The sequence below is a fragment of the Bacillota bacterium genome, assembly GCA_023511455.1.
Lineage (GTDB): Bacteria > Armatimonadota > HRBIN16 > HRBIN16 > HRBIN16 > HRBIN16.
In genome coordinates this window covers 44,052-69,800 of the sequence record JAIMBJ010000002.1, presented here as the reverse complement: position 1 = coordinate 69,800, position 25,749 = coordinate 44,052, and the positions used below count along the sequence as shown (strand labels likewise).

Sequence of the window (25,749 nt, the reverse complement as noted above, 5' to 3'; positions counted from 1 at the left end):
ACGAGATGGCAATCGTAGTGACACGAGATGCGGTCAAGCGGACGGCGTCGTTGTCCTCCAGCACGTTCGATCCGCAGATCGATGCGCTGATAGCCGACCTTGTTCCGGTGATAGAGTACACGCTGTCGCCGGATGCCCTGTCGGATAGCACAGTGGAGGCAGTTCTCAGTCGCGGGGCGACGGAGATTATCGCAGGGGAGTTTCTGGCGCAGCGGTTGCGCGAGGAAGGAGCGACGGAGTCGTTCGAGGTGGGTAGCGTGCGCGTCGGGGAAAGCCCCCAATCGCGTGCCGATTTGGGCGACCCCTACGGGCTGATTCAGCGCGGTTGGGCGCGGTTAAAGCCTTTCCTGAAACCGGTCTACACCCAGTCCAGCACGCGCCACCGCGAGCGGCAGGTGACCGAGCAGGCGATGAAGGGCTGGTAGGTGAGGCAGATGGCGAAGCGGGCAGAGCGGGTGCAGTCGCTGGTGCGGCGGCATGGCGAGGAGGTAGTGGTGAACGGCACACGCACGGTGCGGATGGTGGTGTTCGTGGCGACGAGTGGACTGCTGCGCGCCTTCTTCACAGACGAGGACCTGCTGAACTATAACCGACCACTGTGGGCAGGAGTGATGGCGCCAGAGGAGACCCTGAATGCCGGTGATAGCGTCGTGCGGGATGGGATAACCTATATCGTACGGCGCGTGGCGGTGCTGAAAATCGGTAATGCGCCGGCAGTGAAGCTGGCGGTGTGGAGCCAGTGAGGGCAGATCATGCCCTACTCCTGACCTCCCCCGTGGACGGGGACAGGGTTGCCCCCCTCCTGACCTCCCCCGTGAACGGGGGAGGAACCGCAACTCCCTCCCCGCGCGGGAGCGGATATTCGCCCCACCCTCCACGGGAGACCGCCGCTTACGCGCGTTCCAGCCGTCAATCGTCGCCCACCTGTCCGAAGTGGCGCACCAGAATGCCAAAGTCGAACAGGCTGATTTCGCCGTCGCCATCGAAGTCGGCGGTGGGTTCGAAGCCCGGTTCTCCCTGCAGCTTGCCGAACGCGCTCACCAGACGAGCGAAGTCAAACAGTGTGACCTCGTTGTCGCCATCGGCGTCGCCGTTGAGCAGGGTTACGGTCAGCGTTCCCGCTGGCAGGGCGATGTTTGTGAACACCCGGCGTAGCGAACGGTCTGCCTTGAAGGCGATGGTGTAAGTGTCCGGCGTCAGGGTGAGCGGGAATTTCCCTTCGGCGTTCAATTCGGGCGAGAAGGTGAGCAGAGTCTGGCTACCTGTCGAACGCACCTCCACCTGCAGGGGCAGTGCCGAATAGTCGCCTGTGTAATCGTTCAGCGAGATGGTCACCTCCGTTGGCACGGGCGTCAGCAGGAAGGCGCGGGTAATCCCATTGTGCGCGCCGTAACCGGTAATCTGCCCGAAGTCGTTGATGGCGCGCGCTTCGTTAAGTATCCAGTTCGCACCGGCAGGCAGGAGGGTATTGAGGTCGGTCATGACGCCGTTCACCCACAGAAAGGCGCGCAACGAGGTGTTGTCCGACAAATAGGAATGCCCGACCACATGTCCCAGATTGTTGATGCCAAAGGCGCGGGCGGCGTTGCCTCCCAGGGAGCCGAGGTTGATGACGGTATTGTCCTGCCACAGGGCGGGGCGCGTGAGGGTAGTGGTTCCGACGCGCGTGTTGGACGAGCCCACTACCTGCCCGCGGTCGTTGACGGCGAAGGATTCCGCCGTGGTGCCGCCGGGCAAGTAGGGCAGGGCGTCGGTCAGCGGGTTGATGGGACTGTACGGCTGCGTGCGGAAGGCGCGACGGCTCCCCGCCGCTCCGGAACCACCTACCACCTGCCCGCGATTGTTGATGGCATTGGCGATGCTGATTTCGTCCGGGTTGCCGCTGATGTTGCCGAGGTCGAACCAGTCCCACCAGCCGCCGGCGTTGTAGCTCCAGCGGAAGGCATGGTAGACGCCGTCGGGGTTGATGGCGGACCAGCCTGCCACGTGCCCGGCGTTATTAATGCCGTACGCCCTGCCCTGCCAGGTGCTGGGGATGGGGCGCAGGTCCACCATCTCGCCTGGATCGGCACGACGGTTGCCGTTGAGGTCGCGCCAGATGAAGGCATGACGCGCCTGCAGGGTATCGCTCCAGCCGACCACCTGTCCGGCGTCGTTGACGGCGCGCGCCTCGCTGCCGCTACCACCCAGCGTGCCGAGGTCTATCATCACGCCTTGCGTCCAGAAGAAAGCGCGCCCGTCCGACCAGCCTGCGACCTCCCCCTTGTTATTGATGGCATAGCCGCGGCTCTGCCCGTTGGCGGTAATCGCGCCCAGATCGATAATGGTATACTGAGCATAGGTCGCAGAGAGGCACAGTGTGAAGGAGAAAGCGCACATCAGCGTGTAAAGGACTGAAGCGCGTGGCATCAGGGTGTTCCCTCCTTTCATCAAAGTACGGCAGCATAGCACAAGGGGAAGCGGTTGTCAAACGAGGCCATGATGGGCGACGAGGTGATTCGGGCGCAAGACATCTGGGCAGGCTACGGCACGAACACTGTGCTGAAGGGCGTGGGGCTGTGCCTGCAGCGCGGGGAGTTTGTGGGGCTGCTGGGACCGAACGGCAGCGGCAAGTCCACGCTGTTGCGCGTGCTGAGTGGAGTGCTGAAGCCCACGCGAGGGGAGGTATGGCTGGATGGGCAGCCGTTGTCGCGCCTGCGGGCGAAGGAGGTGGCGCGTCGGCTGGCGTTTGTACCCCAGCGGGAGGAGGTGGCATTCGGTTTCAGCGCGTGGGAGGTGGTGCTGCTGGGGCGCGCGCCCTACATCGGCTGGTGGGGCAAGGAGCGTGCGGAGGACGTGCAGGCAGCGCAACGGGCAATGGAGCGGACGGACTGTGCCGCCCTATCAGAACGGGCGTTCAGCTCATTGAGCGGTGGCGAACGGCAGCGCGTGGTGCTGGCGCGGGGTCTGGCGCAGGAGACCTCCCTGCTGTTGTTAGACGAGCCGCTGACGCATCTGGATGTGGCGCATCAGGTGGGTACGCTGTCGTTGCTGCGCCAGTTAAACCGTGAGGAAGGCTTGACGGTGCTTGCCGCGCTGCACGACATCAACCTGGCGTCGGAGTTTTGCGACCGATTGCTGGTGTTGCGTCAAGGGCAACTGGTGGCAGAGGGCACACCGTCGGAGGTCATCACGCCGTCCTTGCTGGCGCGGGTGTTTGGACTGGAGGCGTGGGTCCGCGTGAATCCAGTAACGGGGCGTCCGCATGTGCTGCCCCGCCCGCGCCAGCATGTGGAGGCAGGAGCAGGCAACGGCAGGCGGGTGCACGTGGTGTGCGGCGGCGGCACGGGGGCGGCGTGGATGGGCGCGCTGGTGCGGGCAGGGTGGCATGTGTCGGTGGGGGTGGTGCATCTGCTGGACAGCGATGAGGAACTGGCACAGGAGCTGGGCGCAGAGGTCATCAGCGAGGCGCCGTTTACCCCGATTTCGGAAGAGAGCCTGCAGTTGCTGCGCGACGCGATGGCGAAGGCGGAGGCGATTGTGGTGGCGCCGGTGGCGTTTGGGCATGGCAATCTGGCGAACCTGCAGGCAGTGGTGGAGGCGCAGGGGGCGGGCAGGCGAGTGCTGCTGGCGGACTGCGACTGGCAGGAGCGCGATTTCACGGGCGGACAGGCGTTGCGGCTGATTGAGCAGCTGCAGGCAAACGGCGCGCAGCGGGTAGGTTCTCCAGAGGAGGCGGTGGCAAGGCTGGGGGACGAAGCACCAATGGCGTGAACCCTTAGATTTTTTCTGCCCGTCGGCGAAAAATGCTTGACAAACCTCTGATGTAAGGTGTATACTCTAACCAAACCCGTGTTCTAGAGGAGCGCAAAGGGAGGCTTATCAAGATGTCTTGCAATTTGCGCTTTTATACCCCCCCCCTTTATCGCGTGGGCAGTGGTGAGCCTGTGTTTGCTGGTCTCCCCCCTGCAAGCCCAAGACCTCTACATCACCCTGCTCAACGGCGACTGCGACGGCGATAACGAAGTCACCCTCTTTGATTTCGGGATTGTAGTTAGCGCGATGGGAAGCGTGCCCGGCGACCCCAATTGGGATCCGCGTGCTGACCTCGACGGCGATGGCGAAGTGACCCTGTTTGACTTCGGCATTGTGGAGCGCAACTTTGGACAGGTGGGCGCGGAGCCGTTTGACCCCACGCTGCCACGTCTGCCCGCACCGAGTGAGGGGTACTCCGCTAGCGGCAGGATTCAAATTGAGGCGTGGGAAGGCGAACCTGTCCGGGTACGTATTGAATCGCTGCGTGAGGATGAGGCACAACCGATAGTGTATTGGAAGGAGGTTTGGACAGGGCAGTTTTTCACCTTATTCCTGCCGGACTCAGGTCCATGGATGTTTCGTGTTGAAGCAGAAGCGACTGTGCTCACTGCTGCCCCCAGGTTGCCAAAATTCTATGCAAAAGGAGAACCGATAAGGATTCTCGCACGGTATCCTGCCATAATGACGGACGAGCATGGCACAGAGATACTGGAGAACTTTGCTGATGCAGTATTCGACCCTGCCCCCATTGGGCTGAAGGTAGTACCCGTCGATTATGATTTTGTCGAGGTTGTTGCGGCAGATGGCACGCGATTTCCCCCCAACAGAGAGCGCGAAGTACCTCAGAACTTAGTGTGTTACTGGCAACTGCGTTCGGGCAGAGGGGCTCTTGTTCCTGCGACAGGCTCTGGAAACTTGCATAGCGCTCAGTATTATCCCGAAGAGCTGTATCCATGGCAAACAGAGCAGGAGGTGATAGTGGAGTGTACGGTTGTGGACAGTTCGCCTGTAGAGTCCCGTAAAGACGAACCGGTAACTGCTGTCATCCGTTTTAAGATAGTAAACACACCCACGTTGCACATTTCTGCACATGCGCATCCTATTGGCGGTACTCCTGTTGCGTCAGCCGCAGGCTGGCAATTCGCCATAAACTTTGTCGCCTCGGCAAGACTGGGGACTTGCTGGCAGCTAGCGGATTCCGAAGTACACTGGACTACCCCTTGGGGACGATTTACTGGTAGGAATATTCTCGTACCAATTACAACGGAAGAAGAGCACAGGAGGTTTCCGTTCAAAGCTGACGCCACCTTTCGGAGGACACCACTACCCCCTCCGGTGCCTCCTGAAGAAATCACGGACACGAAATATTCCTCATGCATCCTTGGGTTTCACCGGTACTATTACGACGAGCAAATAGATCCGGCTCGGGGTGCCAGCATAGCGGGTACTTGCGAGCCGCCTAACTGGTTTGACAATCGCCGCGGTCACTGGGGACATATACTGGATCGTTATGGCTTCAACAAGACTGACCCAAATCTGGCGGGGCAATACGTGGTTCACTATGCCCCAGAGCCTTTTAGAGAATTACTGGATGAACTACCACGCGACAGACCGCATATCATCCTAGCAGTTCTATACTGGCAAGGGGCTTATGCGCCGCCTGAGCATCGTTATGAAGAGGCATACCGTGGGAGAATTTATATCTTTGAAGTCCCAACCGTGAGGGTGTATGACGACTTCAATCTATATACGGCCAACGCAGGGCTGACCGCGGGTGGCGTAGACCTCGTGGCTCGAGTCACAATTCACGAGTATGCGCACAGAGACATGTTCAAGCGAGGTTGGAATAGCTTTCGGGTTGAAGACATCGGGGGAACCCGTCAGAATAATTTTACGGATTGGAAACCCGGCTCTAAAAACTGGTTTGACGGTGACCTCGATGGAGACTTGCTGAATGATGGGTTCGAGTCCAAATACAAACAAACATACCATTGTTCCCACCAGCACGCGTATAGCATTGCGATTTGGTTCACCAAGGACACAACCCATAGAGTGATCGCGGACTACGAGATGTTATCCTTGCTGTGGGGTGAGTGGGGAGATCCTGGTAGTAGCTCACCGTACACCATTGGCGAGCTTGACATACAAGACTGGTCTGTTGGCGGACGGCAAGACTATTGAGGGACGTCGGTTCGTACGTAACACGCTTGCTCTCGGAGGAGGGAAAACCATGAAACGTCTGGCATTCATGCTGTGGATGTTATCTGCGCTTGCGTGTCACTGTGGCATGGCGGATTCCCCGCTAAAGCTGCCGCAGCGGATGCGCATGCCTGCCCTGGTACTGCCGGAGACGCCTCGCGAATGGGTTGAACTGTACATTCTTGCCCAAAATCAACCCGCGAAGCTGCTCTTCTATGTGGACCCAAAGACATGTTACGGTTTAGAGAAGAGGCAACCTCCACTCCCGCAAGTAGGGATATCCGGGCTCAACCGCCTGTACGCCCTCCGCTTACTGGGAGACAGTGGGGGGATAGAGATGATCCCTGCCCTGCAAAGCATGTCGGCGCAGTATCGCCAAGGCGGTGTGAACTATTCCAGCAAGAAGCAGATAGCGCATGTTATCGATTTGACCATCGAGCGCATCCGTTATCGGGCGAAGGGTAGAGACGCCTACGTTCGGGAAATGATACGCTGGGTGCAGTCACCGGAGCCGCCATGGGAGAAGTCGGACGAGGTGATAGACTATGTTGAGCGTGTGGTGGAGGCAGCGCGCGCGCTGGCTGCAGTTGGGGCACAGGAGTCAGTACCTGTCCTGACTGACCTGTGCAACCGCCCCTGGTGGGACGGCAATCCGTGGGTGATTCACCTCATCCGAGCGCTTGCATGGCTTGGTGACAGACGCGCGATGCCTGTGTTGGAGCGTGAGCTGGCAAGGTTCACGCCTTACCAGGCGGGTTGTGCCAGTGTGCCGGCTGCTTTCATACCCCTTGAGGCACGAGAACCTGACCCGGTTTTGGTATACTGGCAAATGCGCACGGAAGGAAAGAGTTTACCACAGGCGATCGAGGATATCATTTACTCAATGGCTGACCTTGGCGGCAAGTTCGAGCAGCGGGAAATCTTGCGGGAGTGCGTAGGACCGACAGCAATACCCTATTTGCTGCGTGCGCTGGCGGCTCCCCCGAGCAGCGACCGTGGTGTTGATGTACAGGGAGTTGCTGCTCAACTACTGGGGGAGTGGCGAGTCAAGGAGGCCGTTCCACTACTGAAGGACCTGATGCATCACGCGCGTTTATGGTCGTTGCGTGGCACTGCAGCGATAGCGCTGGGACAGATTGGTAGCCCGGAGGCGGTGGATGCCCTGATAGCCGCTGCGGATTTGCAGCAAGAGAGCGAATTTCTCGCCGCTGTCGCCGATGCACTGGGCTATTTAAGGGATGCGCGCGCTGAGGCGGCGCTGATGAATCTATTGAAGCACCCGGACGCGAACGTGCGTTACTCGGCTGCCAAAGCGATTGAGAGTTCGGGCACGATCAGGATACTGCCAGAACTGGAGCAGAGAGCCGACCAAGAGACGGTTGGGTCGGTCAGGAGAGCGCTCGTTCAGGCGATAGAACGAATCCGGGGGCAATAGTACCGTTTAGGCACAGCCGGTAGTGTTGCCTACCTCCTTTCTTGAACCACAGGCGAGGGAGTACTTGTCGCGGCGTTCGCGGGGGGACAGGGTGCCAGCAAAAATCGTGCAGGAGGTGAAGAGATTGGACATCTCATCGTGGTGGCGTCGCGTGCGGCGGCGCGGGCTGGATAGAGAGCAGGCGGCGGTGGAAATCACCGCCGCTTTTCGTTCAGGCACCGCTGTGGACGAAGACGACCTGTTACGCACGCGCGGCGAGCGGGTGTACGACGAGATGCTCACCGACGCGCAGGTGCAGTCCGCGCTGACCACCAAGAAGTTCGGCATTCTGGATGCGGACTGGCAGGTGGTGCCGGACGGCGAGGACGAGCCATCGCAGCAGGCGGCGGAGCTGGTGCGCTTCGCGCTGGGGCAGCTACGCGGCTCGGTAACACGCATCCTGCTAAACGCGCTGGACGCGCTGGCTCACGGCTACTCCGTGCAGGAGATTAACTACTCGCTGTGCGAGCAAGATCCCTGGCGCGGCAGGGTCATCTGGCAAAGCATCAAGAGCAAGCCTCCACGCCTGTTTCGGCTGGAGATCGACGAATACCGCAACCTGAAGTCGCTGTATCTGCGGATGCCGGGAGGGCAAGAGCAGCCGCTTCCCGCCGAGAAGTTCGTGCTGTATGCCTACAACAGCCGCTACGAGTCGCCGTACGGGCGCAGCGACCTGCGGTCGGCATACAAGCACTGGTGGGCGAAGCAGCTGTTGCTGAAGTTCTGGTTGCTGTCGCTGGAGAAGTTCGGCGCGCCAACGGTGAAGGGGGTGGTGCCCCGGCACGTGCCCGAAGAGGAGCGGCGCGAGCTGCTGCGGGTGCTGGACCGCATCCAGCAGGAGACGGCGGTGGTGTTACCCGAGGACGTGCAGATCGAGCTCATGGAGGGCAGGTCGCCCATCGGGGCGGCGTACCTGCAGGCGGTGCAGTTCCACAACCGCGAAATCGCCCGCGCCATTCTGGGGCAGACGCTGGCAACGGACGAAGGGATGCGAACCGGCTCGCTTGCGCTGGGCAGGGTGCATTATCGGGTGATGCAGCTCTATTTTCGCGCCCTGCGCCGTGACCTTGCGGAGCAGGTGATGGAAGAGCAGTTGTTCCGGCGGCTGGTGGAGCTGAACTTCGCCGGGGCGAAGGTACCGCGCTTCGTATGGGTGGAACGAGAAGAGGCGGAAGACGGGTAAATCTGCGGGTGTTCCGTGTTTAACGGCGCGAATCGCAGCTCGGTGGACAGCCTGACGCTCACGATAGCCCAGAACTTCCTGACGGCGTGGGGCGGACTAAGCGTGGTGAACGGCTAGCTCACCGCAAAAGTGAAGACTGGGGCGCCCCACTGGGTCGCCCCTACAGGTTTCGCGAGGAGGAGTGATACCGCTTCCACACACGGAAGCCGATTTTGCCGTAGAAGTCCACCAAATCCGTCCAGTCAATTGCCATGCGTTGCGCCCCCTGCTGCTGCACATATTCCACGCCCTTGCACAGCAACGCCAGCCCCAGACCTTTGCCCCGCGTGCTCTCCGCCAGACCGATAGGCCCCAGTCCCCCATACGCCTCACCCAGCAGTTTGCGCCAGTAGATGGAAGGACCGATGCGTTTGGAGCCGCGATGGAAGGTGTGGCAGAAGCCCACCACCTCGTCGCCCTGCACGAGGATAAGGATGTCACGCGGGGTATCCTCCACCTCCAGCCGCTTGACGGTTTCGTAGTACCACCTGCCCGGAAACTCCTTCTGCAAGAAAAGGAGCAGGGCGGGCACGTCTTCCTGAGTGCAGTTACGAATGACGTACTCCCCGCGCAGGCGATGCAGGTTTGCCTCCACCTCTTCGGGCACGCGATAGTCTGCCAGCTCGCGCACCAAATCCACCGCCACGTGCTCGCTGATAGCGAAGCCTGCTTCCCGCAGCAGCTGCTGATGCAGCGTTTGTTCCGCCGGCACGCCGGGGAAAAAGTGCGCGGGGTCGGAGCCGTAGTTCACCCGCTTCCTGCCCTGCTTCTTCAGCCAGTCCAGCGCGGTTTGCAGCAGCTGGCGCGCCGCCTGTTGACCCTGCTCGTCGGGCACGAACGCCAGCGCGCCGATCCAGCCCTGTTCGGGCATCATGCCCGCCGAGCCAAGCGGCTCTTTGCATACCCTGGCGTGTGCGTAAGCCAGCAGTTTGCCCGTTACGTCTTCCGCTACCCACACCGCTTCGGGATCGAAATGGGCATCCCGCAGCACGTTCTGCTCAAACAGCGGGGCATCCAGCGGGAATGCCTCTCCCATGCATTGGTTCCACAGCGTCAGAACAGCCTGCTGGTCTTCGATGCGAAAGGGGCGTATCCGCATCTCAGTGAACTACCTGCCTGGTGTACTTTTCTATCTTCGCCCGCAGATGAGCGTCATAGCGAGCCACGATGTCGCGCGTGAGGATAATGCGCCCCAGCAGGTCGCCCCCGTCGCTTTCGATAACCTGCATCACGTGCGCGGGCGCGAACAGCTTCTCAAAGGGGTCTTCCTGCGGGTTTCCATCTGCTTCGGCAAGCACCTGCCGGATGACGGGAGCCATCGCGCGACGCACAGGGGCGTAGTGTTTCAACATCCAGTCCCTTACCTGCTGGTACTTCTCGTCGCAGCCGTCATGCACGGTGTCGCGCGCCGCCCAGCACAGCACATCGACCAGCTGCTCGTACTGTTCATAAAAGGCAAGGAACTGTTCGCGCTGGCGCTGGCACTGCGCCAGAGGGTCGGTGCGCTCCAGAACCCAATGCGCCACCAGAGACATCCCATCCCTCAGCCATGCGGTAAACGCCCTGACCCCGCGAACCGCCCACAGATAACAGTGTCGGATGAGATAATAGCGTGTCCATTGCGCGCGTAACCAGCGAACTTCCGCGCCTTCTTGCGAACGATGCATGGTCGCCTCCTCTCTACCTCTTTTCACTTCGCAGTGCAGTGGCGCCAGCACTATGCGCCACGTTGCTGGTGTCAACGGCACGGAGGGAGCCTCGCCCTCCGTGTGTTCGGCTACTCTCCCGCTGCCCTGCGCTGCACGAAATTGAGCCTCAAATCAGTAAGCAATCGCTCTAAATCGCGGCGCTGGGAGTCCGAGATATGCGGTTTCAGCACTTCCGCCAGCGCCGCCACGCAATCGATGGCGATTTTTGCCTGCGGCAGGTCCGTACGTAATTCCCCCAGCACAGGGTCTTTCCATAACCCCATTTTAATCCACGCCTGAGCCTGCATTTCCTCAATCATCCACAAAGCAACCGTCAATACATCCACCGGCTCCTGGCGTGCCTGCTCCTGCGTGGTCTGTTCCGACTGCGACTGTTGCTGCTCCTCCATGGTAGCACCTCCCGCAGTTTCACCGATTATATCACACCTTCTGCGGGACGGCAACTATTCATCTGTCTGCGTGTAGCTTGAAATGATAGTCGCCAGAGCCAATCTCCACCACCATCCACTCGCCCTCGTCACGTGCGCTTTTCACACCGGGCACCTTGGGGTTGAATGAGCCTTTGCTCCACACTCTACCTTCTGCCTCGATGAGGGCGGGTGTGGCGATGCCCGCTTTGGGAATGTACACCGTCGCTGAACTGTTCACAGGCACGACCACGCTCAGCAGGAAAGCATCGGGACGTTTCTCCCAGCGCACCGCTACTTTGCCGCGCATGGTGTCTGCGGAAGCCTGTGCCCAGCGCAGGTCTCCGACGGCGTGCGGACGCACGGTGAAATGCTCCCAGTCCCCCCGCACGGGGTCGGGGCGAAGCCCTGCCAGTGCCTCATAGAACCACCCGCTGACCAGTCCAAAGGCGGGATGGTTGTGCGAGTTCATGCCAGGTCCCACCTCGTACTTCCACAGCTCCCATATCGTGGTCGCACCCATACGCACCATGTAGCCCCAGCTGGGGTAGGTATCCTGCGACGCCACCAGATACGCGATGTCTGCTCGCCCATACATGGTCAAAGTGTCCAGCAGGTAGCGCGTGCCGATGAAGCCCGTGCTGAGGTGCCCTTTGTGGTTCACCGTGATGTCGTGTATCACGTGCTCCAGCACCTTCTGCTGGTGCTCTTTGGGCACGATGCCGAGATACAGCGGGAAGATGTTGGAGAACTGGCTGCCGTTGCCGTAGTAACCGGTTTCCGCGCTCCAGAATCGCCTGTGAAAGGCATCGGCGATGCGTTCACACAGGGCGCGATACTCACGTTCGTCCGACCACTTGCCCAGCACCTGCGCGATGTCCGCCAGCGTCTTCACGCTCAGGTAATAGGTGCCGGTGGAGATGAGGTCTTTGGGGGTCTCCACCACCGCCACCCAGTCACCGTAGTTGTTGCGGGTGAGGATGTGGCTGTCGCCTGCCTCGCGCCGCAGCATCTCCACGTAACGCTTCATGCCCTCGTAGTGTTGTTCCAGAAGGTGCTTTGCGCCCGTGTGGCGGTACATATCCCACGCGATGAAGAGATAGGCACCTGCCCACTGCGGGTCGCCCGGGTTGGTTCCCCACACGTGCGGCACCGTGTCGGGTATCCGTCCGTCCTCGCCCTGCGCGTCCGCGATGTCACGCAGGAACTTGACGTAAGCGGACTCAGCGGTGAAGTTATACAGCCCCATGTTGGCGGTCATCTGGGCATCGCCCATCCAGCCCTGTCGCTCGTCGCGCTGGGGACAGTCGGTGGGGATGCTGTGCCAGTTCGTGCGATAGCCCCATTGGGCGTTGCGCTGGATCTGGTTCAGCAACTCGTTGGAGCATTCAAACTGTCCCCGCTGTTCGAAGGCGGTATGCACCACCCGTCCCTCGATGTCGTCGCGCGTCAAAGTGCCCGGGTAGCCCTCTACCTGCACGTAGCGGAAGCCGTGGTAGGTGAAGCGGGGCTCGTAGACCTCCACGCCGTCGCCTTTCAGGATGTAGGTATCGGTGGCTCGTGCGCTGCGCAGGTTCTGCTGGTTGACCAGTACGTTCTCGAAAAGCACCTCGGCGTGTTTGAGCGTGACGGTGGTTCCGGGCGCACCCTTCACCCGCAACCGACACCAGCCCGAGAAGTTCTGCCCGAAGTCCACCACGAACACCCCCGGGCGCGGCTCGCTAATCCACTTCGGCTTGAGGGTTTGAGTGACCTTAATTGGCGGCATCATCTGGGCAGAAAGGGTAACCCCTGGCATTTCGCCCACCAACACTTTTTGCCAAACGCCCTCCTGCATGATAAAACCGGGCTCGCACCAGCGGGGCTGTTCCAGTCGGGCGTCAACGGTTTCACCGTGATACAGGCTGTTGTCCAGAATGGGGCTTTTCGCCCAGCGCCACTCTCCGTCGCTGGTGATTATCTGCTCCGTGCCGTCGGTGTATTCGATATACATCTGTAACAGGAAGTGGGGTTTGCCTTTCCACCAGCCGTTGCCCAGCAGTGCGCCCACGCAGTTATCGCCCCGCCGCAGCAGGGGAGTGACATCATACGTGCTGTAGTAGATGCGCTTGTGGAAGTTGGTGTAAGGTGGGTCGAGCACGCGGTCGCCCACTTTCTGTCCATTGAGGTAAAGCTCGTAGTAGCCCAGACCGGTCACGTAGGCGCGAGCCCGCCTGACCCTTCCGTTCACCTTGAACTCGCGCCGCAACATGGGGGCAAACCTGTCTGAAGGACGCGATTCGCGTATCCCATCGGTGAGCATCGCCCGGCTCCAGTCGTTCTCTTCGATGCTGTCCATGTTCCAGCTGTCGGTGGTCACGGCAGCGTGGAGGGCGAGGTTGTTGCCTCCGGAGTCGAGCACCTCCATTTCCGCAAGCGCTGCCAGCGGGCGCGTATCGGCGGGATGGTGCAGTTTGGTGATGACCAGTCGCACGTAGCGCGCTTTTTGATTGCCCACGTCGATGGGAAACGGACCTGCGCCCGGGTTCGGCACGTCGGCTTGTGTGTAGTCGGCAAGGAGACGCGGCTGAACAAAATCGGGTTCATCGCTGGCTTCGAGGCGGAAACGCACCGGAAAGCCGAAGCCGGGTTCGTCGCGCACCCAGTTGTGCGGTCTGGCGGGGTAAAGCACCACCCGCTGGAACTCCACCGGCTGGCGCAGGTCTATCTGAACCCACTTGGTAACGTCCACTCTATCCGCAAACTGCGAGTGCCAGCCGTTTCCACCCCCTCGTGGCACGACAACCCACTTTGCCTGCCATTCGCTGGCGTCCATCAGGGCGGTTTCGAAGGTGGCGGGCTGGCTGTAGGCACTGGTCACGCCGTTGTGGTCCCACACTCGCACGCGCCAGTAGTAGGTGGTTCGGCTCTGCAGAGGTTTTCCTTCATATCGGATGTGCAGGCTCTGCGGCGAATCCACCCTGCCACTGTCCCACATGTCCGCCTTGCCATCGCGCAGCAGCTCCGGTCTGCTGGCGACCTGTATCTGGTACGCGCTCTGGCTGGCACCCCGGTCGGCATGTTGTATCTGCCAGCTGAAGTGCGGTTGAGGGGTATCAATCCCCAGCGGGTTTTCCAGCCACTCCGTGAGAAGGTGGGTGACGCTCAGACGGCGTTTCGATTCGCCGGGTAGCGCGAGTGCCAGCACAAACACAAGCACAAACAACCATTCCGTTCGCAACTTCATCCTTCCTCCTTGCCCGTTGATGATATGGCTATTCGCTTCCACCGGTCAGGTTCCTGCAACCTCCGATTCCATCGCAAGGATAGTTTGCAGCTGGCGGGCGTTATCGGGGGCGTAGCCGCTGGTATCGTTGTTGAAATACACGAACACCCGGTCGACCTCGCGAAGCAGATGCCGAATGTGTCTGGCGAGTTCGCGCAGTTCTTCGGTGTTGTAACAGTAGTCGTACGCCCGCGTCACGCCGTGCATGCGCACATAGGCAAATGGGGCGGTCACCGTCCAGTCCGTCGGGTAGCGGGGATAGCTGATGGTACAGTGCGCCACACCCAGCGTGCGGAGCATCTGGTACACCTCATCGCACTCCCATGAAGGATGGCGAAACTCTACCGCGACGTGAATCCCTTCGGGGAACAGGTGAAGAAATTGCTCCAGCAACGGGACATCCCTGTGCAATCCGGGAGGCAACTGCACCAGCACCACACCCAGTTTATTTTCCAGCAAACGGACACGCTCCAGCCAACGCTGCACGATTCCCTGACAATCACGCAGGCGTTGTACATGTGTCGCCAGTCTCGAAAACTTGGCAGCAAACACAAAGCTTTCCGGCGTGTGCTGGTACCAGCGGAGCACCATGTTTTCAAAAGGCAAACGGTAGAAGCTGCTGTTAATCTCCACTGTAGGAAACACCCGCGCGTAGAAGGCAAGCCACCCTTTGCGCTCCAGCTCGGGGGGGTAGAAGATACCGCGCCAGTGATCGTAACTCCAGCCAGAAGTGCCGATCAGCACACGCAGTGCCATCCGAGCTCACCTCCGCCTGTGGTATCCTCTTGACGATTCGCCCTCAGCTCCGATATAGTCCTTGTGGAGAACAGCAAAAGGAGGTGAACGGTTGAGCGAAAAAAAGGCTCGTCCTGCCGTGTTTTTGGACAGAGACGGCGTGATTAACGTGGATCCGGTGGAGTTTGTCACGCGACCGGAGGAGTTGCAACTGATTCCCTCCTCGGCAGAGGCGATAGCCCGTTTCAATGCGGCGGGGGTGCCTGTCATCGTTTGCTCCAACCAGTCGGGGGTGGCACGAGGGCTGTACACCATGCAAACCCTGGAGCAGATTAGCGAGCGGCTCCAGCAGATGCTGGGTGAATACGGAGCACGTATTGACGCCTTCTACTACTGTCCGCACGACGACGCCGACAACTGCGACTGCCGAAAGCCCAGACCGGGGTTGCTGCTGAGAGCGGCGCAGGCACACGGCATCGCGCTGGAGCGTTCGGTGTTTGTGGGTGATTCGTGGCGTGACATTGTGGCAGGACGCGCGGCGAGAGTAAAGACGGTGCTGGTGCTGAGCGGGCATGTGAAACCGGAGATGCTGGATTCCGCCGAGATACAGCAACATCCTCCGGACCACGTTGCGCCAGACCTGCAGGGAGCGGCAGAGTGGATCCTGCATCAGGTGAACAGCTGCGAATAGCGTGTACCTGCTGGTGTGCCGCCCTGCTTCTGCTGTGCCTTTCTGCACCCTCCTCCGCAGAGGACGAGGCTTGGCGGTTGCTGGCACAGCGCGTGGAAGCGCAGGAGTTCCAGCGTTTTATCGCCGAGGGGGATGCCGAAGTGCAGTGGGGCAACCGGAGCGTGCGAGCGCAGCGGATGGAGGGCGACCTGCAAACCGGCTGGATAACGGCTACGGGAGATGTGCTCCTCTCCGATGAACGGGGCACGCTTCGGGCTTCCCACCTGCGTTTTAACCTGAAGACACTTGAAGGCGAACTATCCGATGTTCGCGGCGAAATAGAGGGCATCTTCATCACCGCGAATTCGCTGCAATCCGATGCCAATACGCTGAACATGCAAGAGGTGACCCTGACCACCTGTGACCAGCAAACTCCCCACTTCCTGTTGTCCGCCAGTCAACTCAGCCTGAGCAGTGCTCTGCGGGTGCGCGCCCGCCGGGTGTCCTTGACAGCATGGGGACACAAATGGATTACGCTACCGTACCTGAGTCGACGAATCGGCAGGAGGGAGCCGGGCGAGCCGTTGTTGCCGCAAATCGGCTTCTCGCGCCGACGGGGGGTGATGTTATCCTATGGAGACCTCCTGTCGCAGCGGTGGGGGCAGGTGCGATATGGCATACGGGTATTCACCCGCCACGACCCCGAGATTCGGATAGACCTGCTGCGTCGGCTGGATAAACCGGGCGACCAGGAGCCCCTGCCCCACCTGGAACCCACAGAACGACCGGGAGTATCTTTTTTGGAAACCGTCAGCACCTCCAGCTGGCGCACGCTCGTCCGCACGGAAAGCAAACAGGGTGTGTACCTCTCCCTGCGGGCGAATTCACCCGTAGAAAACTTGCAGCGTACCGACCTCTACTTGCGGGGCGTGGAGCTGGGTTACCAGACGGTCGCCCCCCTTGCTGGTGGTCTGCTGGAAACGGAGTGGAAGTTGGGTCGGCTCCGAGAAAGCCCCACGCTGGTAAACGCGAGTCGAGCCGTTGCTCTCGTGCGATGGCAATCTCCGACTGTGCAGATAGGCAGCCAGTTTGGCACCGATGTGATTCTGGATGCGAGGGCAGGTGCTTATACCGGTGCAGAGGGCTATGGCTGGGTGCGGGCACAGTGGGGTATCTACTGGAACGCTGGGGAGCGTCTGCAGGCAGGAGCGGGGCTGGCACTGGCGGCGACCAGCGGCAGCAGCCCGTTTGTGTCCGACCGACTGGAGACGCGCCGCGAAGCCCGGTTTCGCTTGCAGTGGACAGGTGATTGGGGCGTCGACGTGCTGGGGATGTGGGATGTCGAACACCGTCGATGGCGCGACTGGCAGCTGGCGGTAAGCCCTCCCTCGCACTGCATCCAGCCGCGCATCCTGTGGAGTTATCAGCAACGGCAGCTGCAGGTGCAGCTGAGCCTGGTCAGCCGCTAACTGAGTGTGGCGCGAGCCATGCTTTTTCAGCGATTGCAGAGATACTGTCCTGTCATGCTGAACGGAGTGAAGCATCTCTCCTTTGTCGCCCTGAGCGACAGCGAAGGGTCTCAGAGATTCTTCGCTAACGCTCAGAATGACAACGCTAACGCCCAGAATGACAATGCGGATGTCGTTTGATGCCACAAACATCTCAACAGTCTTTCCACTGCGTAACTGGTAAACCAACAAAAAGGGTAAACCTCCTCCCCTGCAGAATCGTCAGCTGCTAACGAGAGAATACAAGTGGAGGTGGTTCGATGTTTCGATGGTCGTTTGTATCCATGCTGATCGCGTTCGCAGCGCTGATGGCTTCGGCGACGCCGCTGGATGATTATGTGGCTGCCGAGGATAATACCTACGGCTGGCAAATTGTGAACACGCGCGAAATGGCTGGCATCACTGCGCTGGAGGTGAGTCTCACCTCGCAAAAATGGCGCGACATCATCTGGAAACACCGTGTGTACATCCTGAAGCCGTCCCAGCTGAAGACCCCAGAACTCGCCGTGCTGTATATCACCGGCAACAGCGGATGGCAGGAGCTGGCGGCTTTTGGGCAGGTGGCAAACAAAGTTGGCGCACTGTGTGTGGTGCTGAACGACGTGCCCAACCAGCCCCTTTTCGGGGGTCTTACGGAAGATGCGCTCATCTCCTACACCTTCGTGGAGTTTGCCAAATCGAAAGATGTGACCTGGCCCGCCCTGTTGCCGATGACCAAAAGCGCGGTGCGGGCGATGACCGCCGTACAGGAGGTTGCCAAAAAGCAGTGGGGCATCGACGTCAAAGAGTTTCTGGTGACGGGCGGCTCGAAGCGCGGCTGGACTACCTGGCTGACCGCGGCGGTGGACAAGCGGGTGCGCGCCATCGCCCCATTGGTCTACGACATCCTGAATTTCCCCAAGCAGCTGCCCCATCAGGTGGCGACCTGGGGTAAGTACAGCGAGATGATTGCCGACTACTCCACCAAAGGGCTGACGGAGATGCTTTCCACCGCGGAGGGGCAGACGCTGACCGCCATCGTCGACCCCTACTCCTACCGCGAGCGGTTCAAGATGCCCAAGATGGTGATCAACGGCGCGAACGACCGCTACTGGGTGATCGATGCCGCGCGGTTTTACTTCAACGACCTGCCGGGTGAGAAGTACCTGATGTACGTGCCCAACGCCGGACACAGCCTGCAAGAGGGCTTGCAGCGGGTGGTGAACAACCTGACGGCGTTCTATCTGGCGGTGGCATCCAGACAGCCGCTGGCGGAAATCAAGGCAGACGTGAAGCGCCAGGGCAACAAGCTGCTGGTGACCGTGACCACAAAGGGTAAGGTGGACGGCGTGCAAATCTGGACGGCGCAATCCAGCACGAAAGACCTGCGCAATTCACGCTGGACCGCACAGAACGCCCAACCTGCTGGCAACGGTAAATACACCGTCGAAATCGCCTTGCCCACCGATGCCATGTCCTTCGCGCTGTTTGCCGACGCTCAGGGCACCGTGAACGGCACCGAGTATCACGTGTGCACGGTTCCAGTGGTGGCGGTGCTGAAGTAGGCGCGATGCCCTCACCCCTGTCCCCTCTCCCACGCTGTGGGAGAGGGGGATAATACTTTGCGGGCGCCCGGGTGATGGTGATGGCGATTTTCGTGCCACAACTGGTGATCGAGCCGATGAAGGCGGAAGACATCCCGCAAATCATGGAAATCGAGCGGATGTGCTTCGTCACGCCCTGGCACGAAAACAGCTTCTACGCCGAGCTGAACCATCAGCCCGCCTGTTATCTGGTGGCGCACATCGGCGAGCGCGTGGTGGGCTACGGGGGCATGTGGGTCATCATGGACGAGGCGCACATCACCACGCTGGCAGTGCATCCCGCCTACCGACGCCAGCATATCGGCGAGCGGTTGCTGCTGGGGTTGCTGGAAGTAGCCATCGCGCGCCGCGCCCGCCGTGCCACGCTGGAGGTGCGCGCCTCCAACACCGCCGCTCAGCGGCTCTACGCCAAGTACGGTTTCTATGCCGTCGCCATCCGCAAGGGCTACTATGCGGATACAGGCGAAGATGCGCTCGTCATGTGGTCGCCCGAGATGCAAACCCCCGAATACCAGCAGCTGCTGCGGGCGAACCGCTGGAAACTCCTCCACGCCGAACCGGGGAAGCCTCAAGACGGCTCATCCACCAGTCGCTAGCGCTTAGCGACGCGGTACTGGACGAACCTGCCTGCCGAAGGGGTTCCAGTTTCACCTGCGCCGATGCACCGGCGCAAGCCCAAAGCACGACCAGCACCAGCCCCCACCCCTTCACAGCGCATCTCTCTTATCCGTCAGGTATACTCTATCTTGAAGATAGCACGATGGGCGACGTGAGTCAAACGGAGGAGTAGCCATGATTGTTCTGGGAATCGAGACCAGCTGTGATGAGACCTCAGTCGCAGTGGTGCGCGACGGAGTGGAAATCCTGTCGAACCTGATTGCCTCGCAGGTGGACATCCACGCGCTGACAGGCGGTGTCGTGCCCGAAGTGGCAGCGCGCAAGCATGTCGAGCGGTTGACACCCATCATCGAGGAGGCGATGCGACGGGCGAACGTGAGTTTTACGGATATCGACCTCGTCGCGGTAACCAACCGTCCGGGGCTCGTGGGTGCGCTGATGGTGGGGGTATCTGCGGGCAAAGCGCTGGCTTACGCGCTGGGCAAGCCGATTGTGGCAGTACACCATCTAGAAGGGCATATCGCCTCCAATTTCCTCACCGCGCCCGACCTGCAGTTTCCCTTCGTGTGCCTCATCGTGTCGGGCGGGCACACCGACCTGCATATCGTGGAAGGGCATGGAAAACGCCGCCGTTTGGGCAGTACACGCGACGATGCCGCGGGCGAAGCGTTTGATAAAGCGGCGCGCCTGCTGGGACTGGGCTACCCTGGCGGGCCGGCGATCGACCGCAAGGCAAAGGAGGGCAACCCGCAAGCCATTGCCTTCCCGCGTGCGTGGCTGGAAGAGGGCAGCTACGACTTCAGCTTCAGCGGGCTGAAGACCGCGCTGTTGCGTCTGGTGCAGCAGGCGGGCGACACGCTGAACGTCGCCGATGCCGCCGCCAGCTTTCAGCAAGCCATCGTGGACGTGTTAGTACAAAAGACCATCCGCGCGGCAGAGGAATATGGCATCCCGCGCATCGCGGTGTGCGGGGGAGTGGCGGCGAACTCGCGCCTGAAAGCGGTGATGAGCGAGGAGGCAGGCAAACGCGGCTACCAGCTGGTGATCCCGCCGCTGATTCTGTGCACCGACAACGCGGCGATGATTGCCTCAGCGGGCTATTTCCAGTATCTGACGGCGGGGGAGAGCCAGATGGACTTCGACACCATCGCCAGTGAGGCGCTGGCGGGCTAGGGGAGTTCGTTCCGCGGCGCGATGCACTCAGTCTCACAGTCACTATTTCCTGCTGTGCTGAGCGTCAGCGAAGCATCTCGCCCCGCTGAAACGGGTCTTTGAGATTTTTCGCTTCGCTCAGAATGACACTGATAGTCACTAGTTCCTGTCCTGCTGAGCGGACGCGAAGCATCTCATCGCCATAAGAAGAACCTTCGCTTCGAGCAGAATGACAGATGATGTCGCTTTACATCGTCAAATCGGCGAGGTGCTGTCCAGCACTCTCTTTATATATTTAATATAGATTTAATAAACATCCTGTAGACTGATGGCGCAAGTTTCAATCTTTAAGGAGGAAACGGAGAGCATGAGAGCTACTCTACGCCTTATGATGGCGATTGTCGTGCTGACGCTGTCACTGGCGGCGCACGCGCAGGTGACTCTGTCCCTGTGGAACTTCAATGATGAGAATTTTGACGTAGACGGTGGCGTAGTCGGCGGCAATCTGCAGCTTATCGGCGGCGTCACTCACGAGTGGGCAACGGGGTCACCCCAGGATACCGCCTCGCCCAACCGCGGCTTAAACACCAGAAACTATCCCGCGCAGGGCACGAATAACCTCACCGCAGGCGTGCGCTTCAACACACCCACCACGGGCTACAAGGACATCGTGGTGCGTTTCGACTTCCGCTGGAGCAACACCGCTTCCAAATACGCCCGCGTGCAGTACACAGTGGATGGAACGAACTGGGTGAACAGTTTGCAGTTGGTCGCCCCTGGTGGAGATACCTGGTACAGTAGTGGTGGTAGTTTGGTCGTGTTAGACCTGTCTAATGTTGCCGGCGTATCCGACAATCCGCTGTTCGCTTTCCGTGTGGTGAGCGAATTTGACCCGGCCACCGGGCAGTACACGGCAGCCCGCTCCACCAGCTCTTACGCATCCACAGGCACTTATCGGTTTGACCTGGTAGAAGTGCGTGGCGCTGTCGTGCCAGAGCCTGCCAGCCTGACCGCTCTGGGAGTGGCTCTGGCTGGACTGTTCGGTTTTCGCTGCGTTCGCCGTCGGTAACAGCCTCCAAATATGCGTTGCATCCCCCACACGCCAGTGATGGGGGATTTTTCTCTTTTCATTCGTATATAATGGTAGCAAGATTGCATGGTCAAGAGGTTTGCCGGTGCGAACAGTAGCCATCTTCCGACGCGAATTGCGCCTGTACGATAACCCTCTGCTGCAGGACGCCGAACGCGGCGAGTTCATCCCCGTCTTGTTCCTGGACGATCATAATCAGCAGGAGCACGGTGATACCCTGCGCGCCCTGTTCTTCCATGCCCTGCGCCAGCTGCAAAGCAGCATCGAGGCGGTTGGCGGACGGTTATATATCCTGCCATCGACGGAGCAGGAGCGGTTTTTCGATACCGTGCGTCCGGACGTGGTGCGCCTGTGTGAAGATGTGGAACCGCACTCTCGCCAGCGCGACAAGCAGTTGATCGACTTGCTGAACAGCAAGGGTATCCGGGTGCATGTGCTTCGCGATAGCCTGCTGTCACCTTTGCCCGACGGCACGTATCCGTCCTTCACGCAGTTCTATAAAAAGCACTTTCTGGAAAACGTACGCCCTTTGTCGCCGATACCCGCGCCCAAAGCCATCAACACCCCATCCTTCGAATTGCCCACAGTGCCCATTCCTGAGCCCGAGAGCGAGGCGGCGCAGTCGTGGTTCGCGACAGAAGAGGAGGTGCAGCGACGCTGGCAGGCGTTTGTGCGCGCGGGACTGGCGCAGTATGAGCAGCGGCGCAACCTGCCATCTCAACCGGGCACCTCGCGCATGAGCCCCTACGTGCGGTGCGGTATGATTTCGCTGCGGCAGATGCTGCGCGACGCCTGGGGAGTGAGCGAGCAGTTCGTCAAGGAACTGGCATGGCGCGACTTCTATTCCCACATCCTGTATCACCATCCCGAAACGGTGAACATGGAGCTGCGCCCCGAATGGCGCGGCTTTCCCTGGCGACACGACGAAGAGCAGTTCGAACGATGGGCACGGGGATGCACGGGCATCCCGCTGGTAGACGCGGGCATGCGCCAGCTGCTGTGCGAAGGCTGGATCCACAACCGCACGCGCATGGTCGTGGCGAACTACCTGACCAAACACCTGCTCATCGACTGGCGCTGGGGCGAGCGGTGGTTATACCTGCATCTGGTGGACGCCGATTTGGCCATGAACGTGGGCAACTGGCAATGGGCGGCAGGTTGTGGGGCGGACGCCCAGCCCTACTACCGCATTTTTAACCCGCTGCTGCAGGCTCAGAAGTTCGACCCGCAGGCGGAGTACATCCATCGTTACGTGCCCGAGCTCCAGCAAGCCGGCGCCGAACAGCTCGGCGACCTCGAAAACCTGCATCGCCTGTGCCCAGACTACCCATCGCCTCTGGTGACCCCCGACGAGGGGCGCAAACGATTTTTGCAGGTAGCCCGGCAGTTCTTCGGCGAGCGCGCGCAGGAGAATCTCCCCTTTGACCGAGAATAAATGCGCAACGAGGGCGCTGTGAGGGCTCTAGTGGGGGAGGATGTGATGTTCATCCGCTCTTTTCAGCCAGATGCGCTTTTCCCGGCGCATGAGGGCACCATCCTGGCGCAAGGCGTGTTCGCATCCGAAGAGATAGGTGCGCCGTTCGGATGCGCCTTTGGCGTCTTGAAGCCGGGTATGGTGCAAAAGCCGGAGCGCGTTCCTGTCGCCAAACTCTACTACGTGCGTCAGGGCGAAGCCACGCTGCAGGTCGAGGACGAAGAACAGGTCATCCGTGAGGGGGATGTGGTCTTCATCCCTGCGAATGCCTACCACACCGTGCGCAACCACACCGACCGCGATTTCAGCACGTTCGCCATCTGGTGGACACCGCATGAAGGAGGGAAACCATGAGCCAGCCTGTTCGCATCGGTCTAATCGGCTGTGGGGGTATCTCCCGCGCACACGTGCGCGGGATGTTGAGTCTGGGAGCGGAGGCGATTCGGGTCGTTGCGACCTGCGACGTCGAACAGTCGCTGGCGGAAGAACGCGCCCGAGACGCGGGGGCTGAGGTTGCCCTCACCGACTGGCGTGCGGTGGTCGAGCGCAAGGACGTTGACGCGGTGGACATCTGCCTGCCGCATGACCTGCACGCGGAGGTCGCCATCGCCGCGGCGCAGGAAGGCAAGCACATCTTCGTGGAGAAACCGATTGCCACCACGCTGGAAGACGGATGGGCGATGGTACGCGCCGCGCGGGATGCCAATGTGGTGCTGATGACCGCCTTCGTGGAGCGATTCGAGGCGGAAAACTGGCGCACGAAGCAACTACTGGACGAAGGCTGGCTTGGCACGCCGGTTCTGGCGCAGGTGGACCATCTGCAGAACGTGTTTATCCCGCCGGGGCACTGGGCACGCGAGCGCAATCGGCTGGGCGGCGGCGCGATTGCCAGCGCGGGATGCCATCGAATCGACCTGCTGCGCTGGTTTATCGGCGAGGTGGAGTGGGTCTCTGCCGAGACCTTCTACAATCCCGACCGCATGGAGGGCGAAATCGCGGGCGTGGTCAACATGCAGTTCACGACGGGGGCAATCGCGAATCTCAGCATCAACTGGATGTCGCCCTATCGCGCCTTCTACCGCAAGCTGTGGCTGGAGGGCACCGAAGGCTGTATCCACAACTGGAACGGCTTGCATATCTTCTCGCGCAAAAAGCCGGAATGGAGCGAGGGGTTCGTGACACTGGAGGTGGAACCGGTAGACCCCTTCGCTGCCGAGCTGCGCCACTTTGTGGAGTGCATCCGCGAGGGCAAACAGCCGCTGACCAGTGGCGAGGAGGCGGTGCGCACGCAGGCGGTTGCCATCGCCGCCAACGAATCAGAACAGACAGGCTGCCGGGTTCGTCCTGCAGACCTGCTGGCGCGAGCAATGGAGGAGATTTCCTGATGTCGGCAAAACCGCTCAACGTGGTACTGTTCATCTCAGACACCTTCCGCCGCGATAACCTGACGGTGCACGGCGGCACGGAGATACACACTCCCTTCCTGGACCGCTTCGCGCAGATGGCACAGGTGTTTGAACGGGCCTACTGTGGCTCGTTTCCCACCGTTCCTGCCCGCACCGACCTGTTCACTGGCAGGTGGACTTTTCCGCACCGCGACTGGTCGCCCCTGCCGCGCGAGGAGACGGTGCTGGCGGAGCTGCTGTCGCACGCGGGCTACACCACCATGATGATTATCGACACTCCCCACCTGCTGAACTACGGGTATCACTTCGACAGGGGGTTCACTGCCTTCGAGTGGATACGCGGGCAGGAGAACGATCGCTGGCGCACCGACCCCATAGAGGTGGAATACCCCTTCGACATCCGCAAGTGTCGTCTGGGGGAGCGTACCCTGCGCCAGTACCTGCGCAATGTGGCAGACCGTCGCAGCGAGGAGGACTACTTCCCCGCCCGTACGGTGAACGCCGCCATGCGATGGCTGGAGCGAAACGCCACCCAGAAGCCTTTCTTCCTGTATATCGACACCTTTGACCCGCACGAGCCGTGGGACCCGCCGCGCCACTACACCGACCTGTATGACCCCAACTACGAGGGCGAAGAGGTCATCTACCCGCACTACTGGTACTGGCGCGAGTTCATGACCGAAGCCGAACTGAACCACTGCCGCGCGCTCTACCGCGGCGAGGTGACGATGGTGGATTACTGGTTCGGCAGGCTGATGGCGCGGCTGGAGAGCCTGAACCTGCTGGAGGACACCGTGGTTATCTTTACCGCCGACCATGGGTTCTACCTTGGCGAGCATGGCATCATCGGCAAAGCGCTGTTCGAGGAGCGCGACGGCAAGCACATCTTCCACCGCTCGCCCATTTACGATGAGGTGGCGCGCATCCCCCTGCTTATCTACGTACCCCACACCACACCCGCGCGTCATGAGGCGTTCACTGGCTTTATCGACCTGATGCCCACCATACTGGAACTGGCGGGCGTGCAGATACCCTCGGAGGTGCAGGGACGTTCACTGCTTCCGCTGATTCGGGGTGAGCCCGTCGCATGGCGCGACTTCTTCGTTACTTCCTGGGCGATTGTGCACCAGCCAGGTGAAACCATGAGCCGCGCCGTGGACGGAACCGAGCGCGTGGTGCTATCGCCACGTCCTTCCACGATACACGAGCGAGAGTGGACACTGCTTTATAGCGTGGCTGGCGACGAGGTGGAGCTGTACCACACCGCAACTGACCCCGCACAGACGCGCAACGTCGCCAGTGAATATCCCGACGTCGCCCGAGGCTTGCACGCAAAGTTCCTGCGGTTTCTGGAGCAGTGCGGCACACGCGACGAGTACCTGCAGCCACGACGGGAGATAAGCATCTAAGCACTTGGGTGTGCTATAATTATCGCGAGGTGA

General features: G+C 60.6%; 22 protein-coding genes. 16 read left to right on the top strand and 6 right to left on the bottom strand.

Going from position 1 to position 25,749, the window contains the following annotated elements; all coding sequences use genetic code 11:
* Positions 1–5 precede the first annotated feature (5 nt).
* Both K6U75_01535 and K6U75_01530 read left to right on the top strand, forming a co-directional pair.
* Positions 6–425: a hypothetical protein gene (locus K6U75_01535; protein MCL6473726.1), complete on the top strand. Its 420-nt coding sequence runs from the start codon at positions 6–8 to the stop codon at positions 423–425.
* 9 nt (positions 426–434) lie between these two features.
* Positions 435–743, top strand: coding sequence for a hypothetical protein (locus K6U75_01530; GenBank protein MCL6473725.1), 309 nt, complete (start codon positions 435–437; stop codon positions 741–743).
* Between the two features lie 166 nt (positions 744–909).
* On the opposite strand, the gene K6U75_01525 is transcribed toward K6U75_01530, so the two are convergent.
* Positions 910–2,409 carry a hypothetical protein gene (locus tag K6U75_01525; GenBank protein MCL6473724.1) on the bottom strand — a complete coding sequence of 500 codons (1,500 nt, stop codon included), beginning with the start codon at positions 2,407–2,409 and terminating at the stop codon, positions 910–912.
* 54 nt (positions 2,410–2,463) lie between these two features.
* On the opposite strand from K6U75_01525, the gene K6U75_01520 reads away from it, so the two are divergent.
* From K6U75_01520 to K6U75_01505, 4 genes are all read left to right on the top strand, one after another.
* Positions 2,464–3,753, top strand: coding sequence for a heme ABC transporter ATP-binding protein (locus K6U75_01520; GenBank protein MCL6473723.1), 1,290 nt, complete (start codon positions 2,464–2,466; stop codon positions 3,751–3,753).
* Between the two features lie 165 nt (positions 3,754–3,918).
* Positions 3,919–5,976, top strand: a complete 2,058-nt coding sequence (locus K6U75_01515; protein ID MCL6473722.1) for a hypothetical protein — start codon at positions 3,919–3,921, stop codon at positions 5,974–5,976.
* Between the two features lie 49 nt (positions 5,977–6,025).
* Positions 6,026–7,429: a HEAT repeat domain-containing protein gene (locus K6U75_01510; GenBank protein ID MCL6473721.1), complete on the top strand. Its 1,404-nt coding sequence runs from the start codon at positions 6,026–6,028 to the stop codon at positions 7,427–7,429.
* A 124-nt stretch (positions 7,430–7,553) separates the two neighbouring features.
* On the top strand, positions 7,554–8,651 hold the full coding sequence (locus K6U75_01505) for a DUF935 domain-containing protein (GenBank protein MCL6473720.1): 1,098 nt from the start codon (positions 7,554–7,556) through the stop codon (positions 8,649–8,651).
* A gap of 160 nt (positions 8,652–8,811) precedes the next feature.
* Here K6U75_01505 and K6U75_01500 read toward each other — a convergent pair whose 3' ends face one another.
* The 5 genes from K6U75_01500 to K6U75_01480 form a co-directional block, all read right to left on the bottom strand.
* Entirely contained in the window at positions 8,812–9,789 is a 978-nt protein-coding gene (locus K6U75_01500) for a GNAT family N-acetyltransferase (protein ID MCL6473719.1), read from the bottom strand.
* 1 nt (position 9,790) lies between these two features.
* On the bottom strand, positions 9,791–10,357 hold the full coding sequence (locus tag K6U75_01495) for a hypothetical protein (protein ID MCL6473718.1): 567 nt from the start codon (positions 10,355–10,357) through the stop codon (positions 9,791–9,793).
* Between the two features lie 110 nt (positions 10,358–10,467).
* Entirely contained in the window at positions 10,468–10,788 is a 321-nt protein-coding gene (locus K6U75_01490; GenBank protein MCL6473717.1) for a DUF1844 domain-containing protein, read from the bottom strand.
* A gap of 58 nt (positions 10,789–10,846) precedes the next feature.
* Complete coding sequence (locus tag K6U75_01485; GenBank protein ID MCL6473716.1) at positions 10,847–14,032, bottom strand: family 78 glycoside hydrolase catalytic domain; 3,186 nt, start codon at positions 14,030–14,032, stop codon at positions 10,847–10,849.
* Positions 14,033–14,077: 45 nt separating this feature from the next.
* Positions 14,078–14,827, bottom strand: coding sequence for a DUF72 domain-containing protein (locus tag K6U75_01480; protein ID MCL6473715.1), 750 nt, complete (start codon positions 14,825–14,827; stop codon positions 14,078–14,080).
* A 91-nt stretch (positions 14,828–14,918) separates the two neighbouring features.
* Here K6U75_01480 and gmhB point away from each other — a divergent pair, with 91 nt between their 5' ends.
* The 10 genes from gmhB (at position 14,919) to K6U75_01430 (ending at position 25,716) form a co-directional block, all read left to right on the top strand.
* Positions 14,919–15,497, top strand: a complete 579-nt coding sequence (gene gmhB, locus K6U75_01475; GenBank protein MCL6473714.1) for a D-glycero-beta-D-manno-heptose 1,7-bisphosphate 7-phosphatase — start codon at positions 14,919–14,921, stop codon at positions 15,495–15,497.
* Positions 15,464–16,945 carry a hypothetical protein gene (locus K6U75_01470; GenBank protein ID MCL6473713.1) on the top strand — a complete coding sequence of 494 codons (1,482 nt, stop codon included), beginning with the start codon at positions 15,464–15,466 and terminating at the stop codon, positions 16,943–16,945. The genes gmhB and K6U75_01470 overlap by 34 nt, the downstream gene beginning before the upstream one ends.
* A gap of 299 nt (positions 16,946–17,244) precedes the next feature.
* The gene (locus tag K6U75_01465; protein ID MCL6473712.1) at positions 17,245–18,528 is read left to right on the top strand and encodes a PhoPQ-activated pathogenicity-related family protein; all 1,284 of its coding nucleotides are present in this window, start codon (positions 17,245–17,247) and stop codon (positions 18,526–18,528) included.
* Between the two features lie 80 nt (positions 18,529–18,608).
* Entirely contained in the window at positions 18,609–19,163 is a 555-nt protein-coding gene (rimI, locus tag K6U75_01460; GenBank protein MCL6473711.1) for a ribosomal protein S18-alanine N-acetyltransferase, read from the top strand.
* Between the two features lie 196 nt (positions 19,164–19,359).
* Positions 19,360–20,358, top strand: a complete 999-nt coding sequence (tsaD, locus tag K6U75_01455) for a tRNA (adenosine(37)-N6)-threonylcarbamoyltransferase complex transferase subunit TsaD (protein ID MCL6473710.1) — start codon at positions 19,360–19,362, stop codon at positions 20,356–20,358.
* Between the two features lie 346 nt (positions 20,359–20,704).
* The gene (locus K6U75_01450; GenBank protein ID MCL6473709.1) at positions 20,705–21,406 is read left to right on the top strand and encodes a PEP-CTERM sorting domain-containing protein; all 702 of its coding nucleotides are present in this window, start codon (positions 20,705–20,707) and stop codon (positions 21,404–21,406) included.
* Positions 21,407–21,512: 106 nt separating this feature from the next.
* A complete protein-coding gene (locus K6U75_01445; GenBank protein MCL6473708.1) occupies positions 21,513–22,862 on the top strand; it encodes a DNA photolyase family protein in 1,350 nt (449 codons plus the stop codon).
* A 45-nt stretch (positions 22,863–22,907) separates the two neighbouring features.
* Entirely contained in the window at positions 22,908–23,255 is a 348-nt protein-coding gene (locus K6U75_01440) for a cupin domain-containing protein (GenBank protein ID MCL6473707.1), read from the top strand.
* Positions 23,252–24,286 (top strand): Gfo/Idh/MocA family oxidoreductase, encoded by a 1,035-nt coding sequence (locus K6U75_01435; GenBank protein MCL6473706.1) that lies wholly within the window; start codon positions 23,252–23,254, stop codon positions 24,284–24,286. The genes K6U75_01440 and K6U75_01435 overlap by 4 nt, the downstream gene beginning before the upstream one ends.
* Entirely contained in the window at positions 24,286–25,716 is a 1,431-nt protein-coding gene (locus tag K6U75_01430; GenBank protein MCL6473705.1) for a sulfatase-like hydrolase/transferase, read from the top strand. The genes K6U75_01435 and K6U75_01430 overlap by 1 nt, the downstream gene beginning before the upstream one ends.
* Positions 25,717–25,749: the final 33 nt, after the last annotated feature.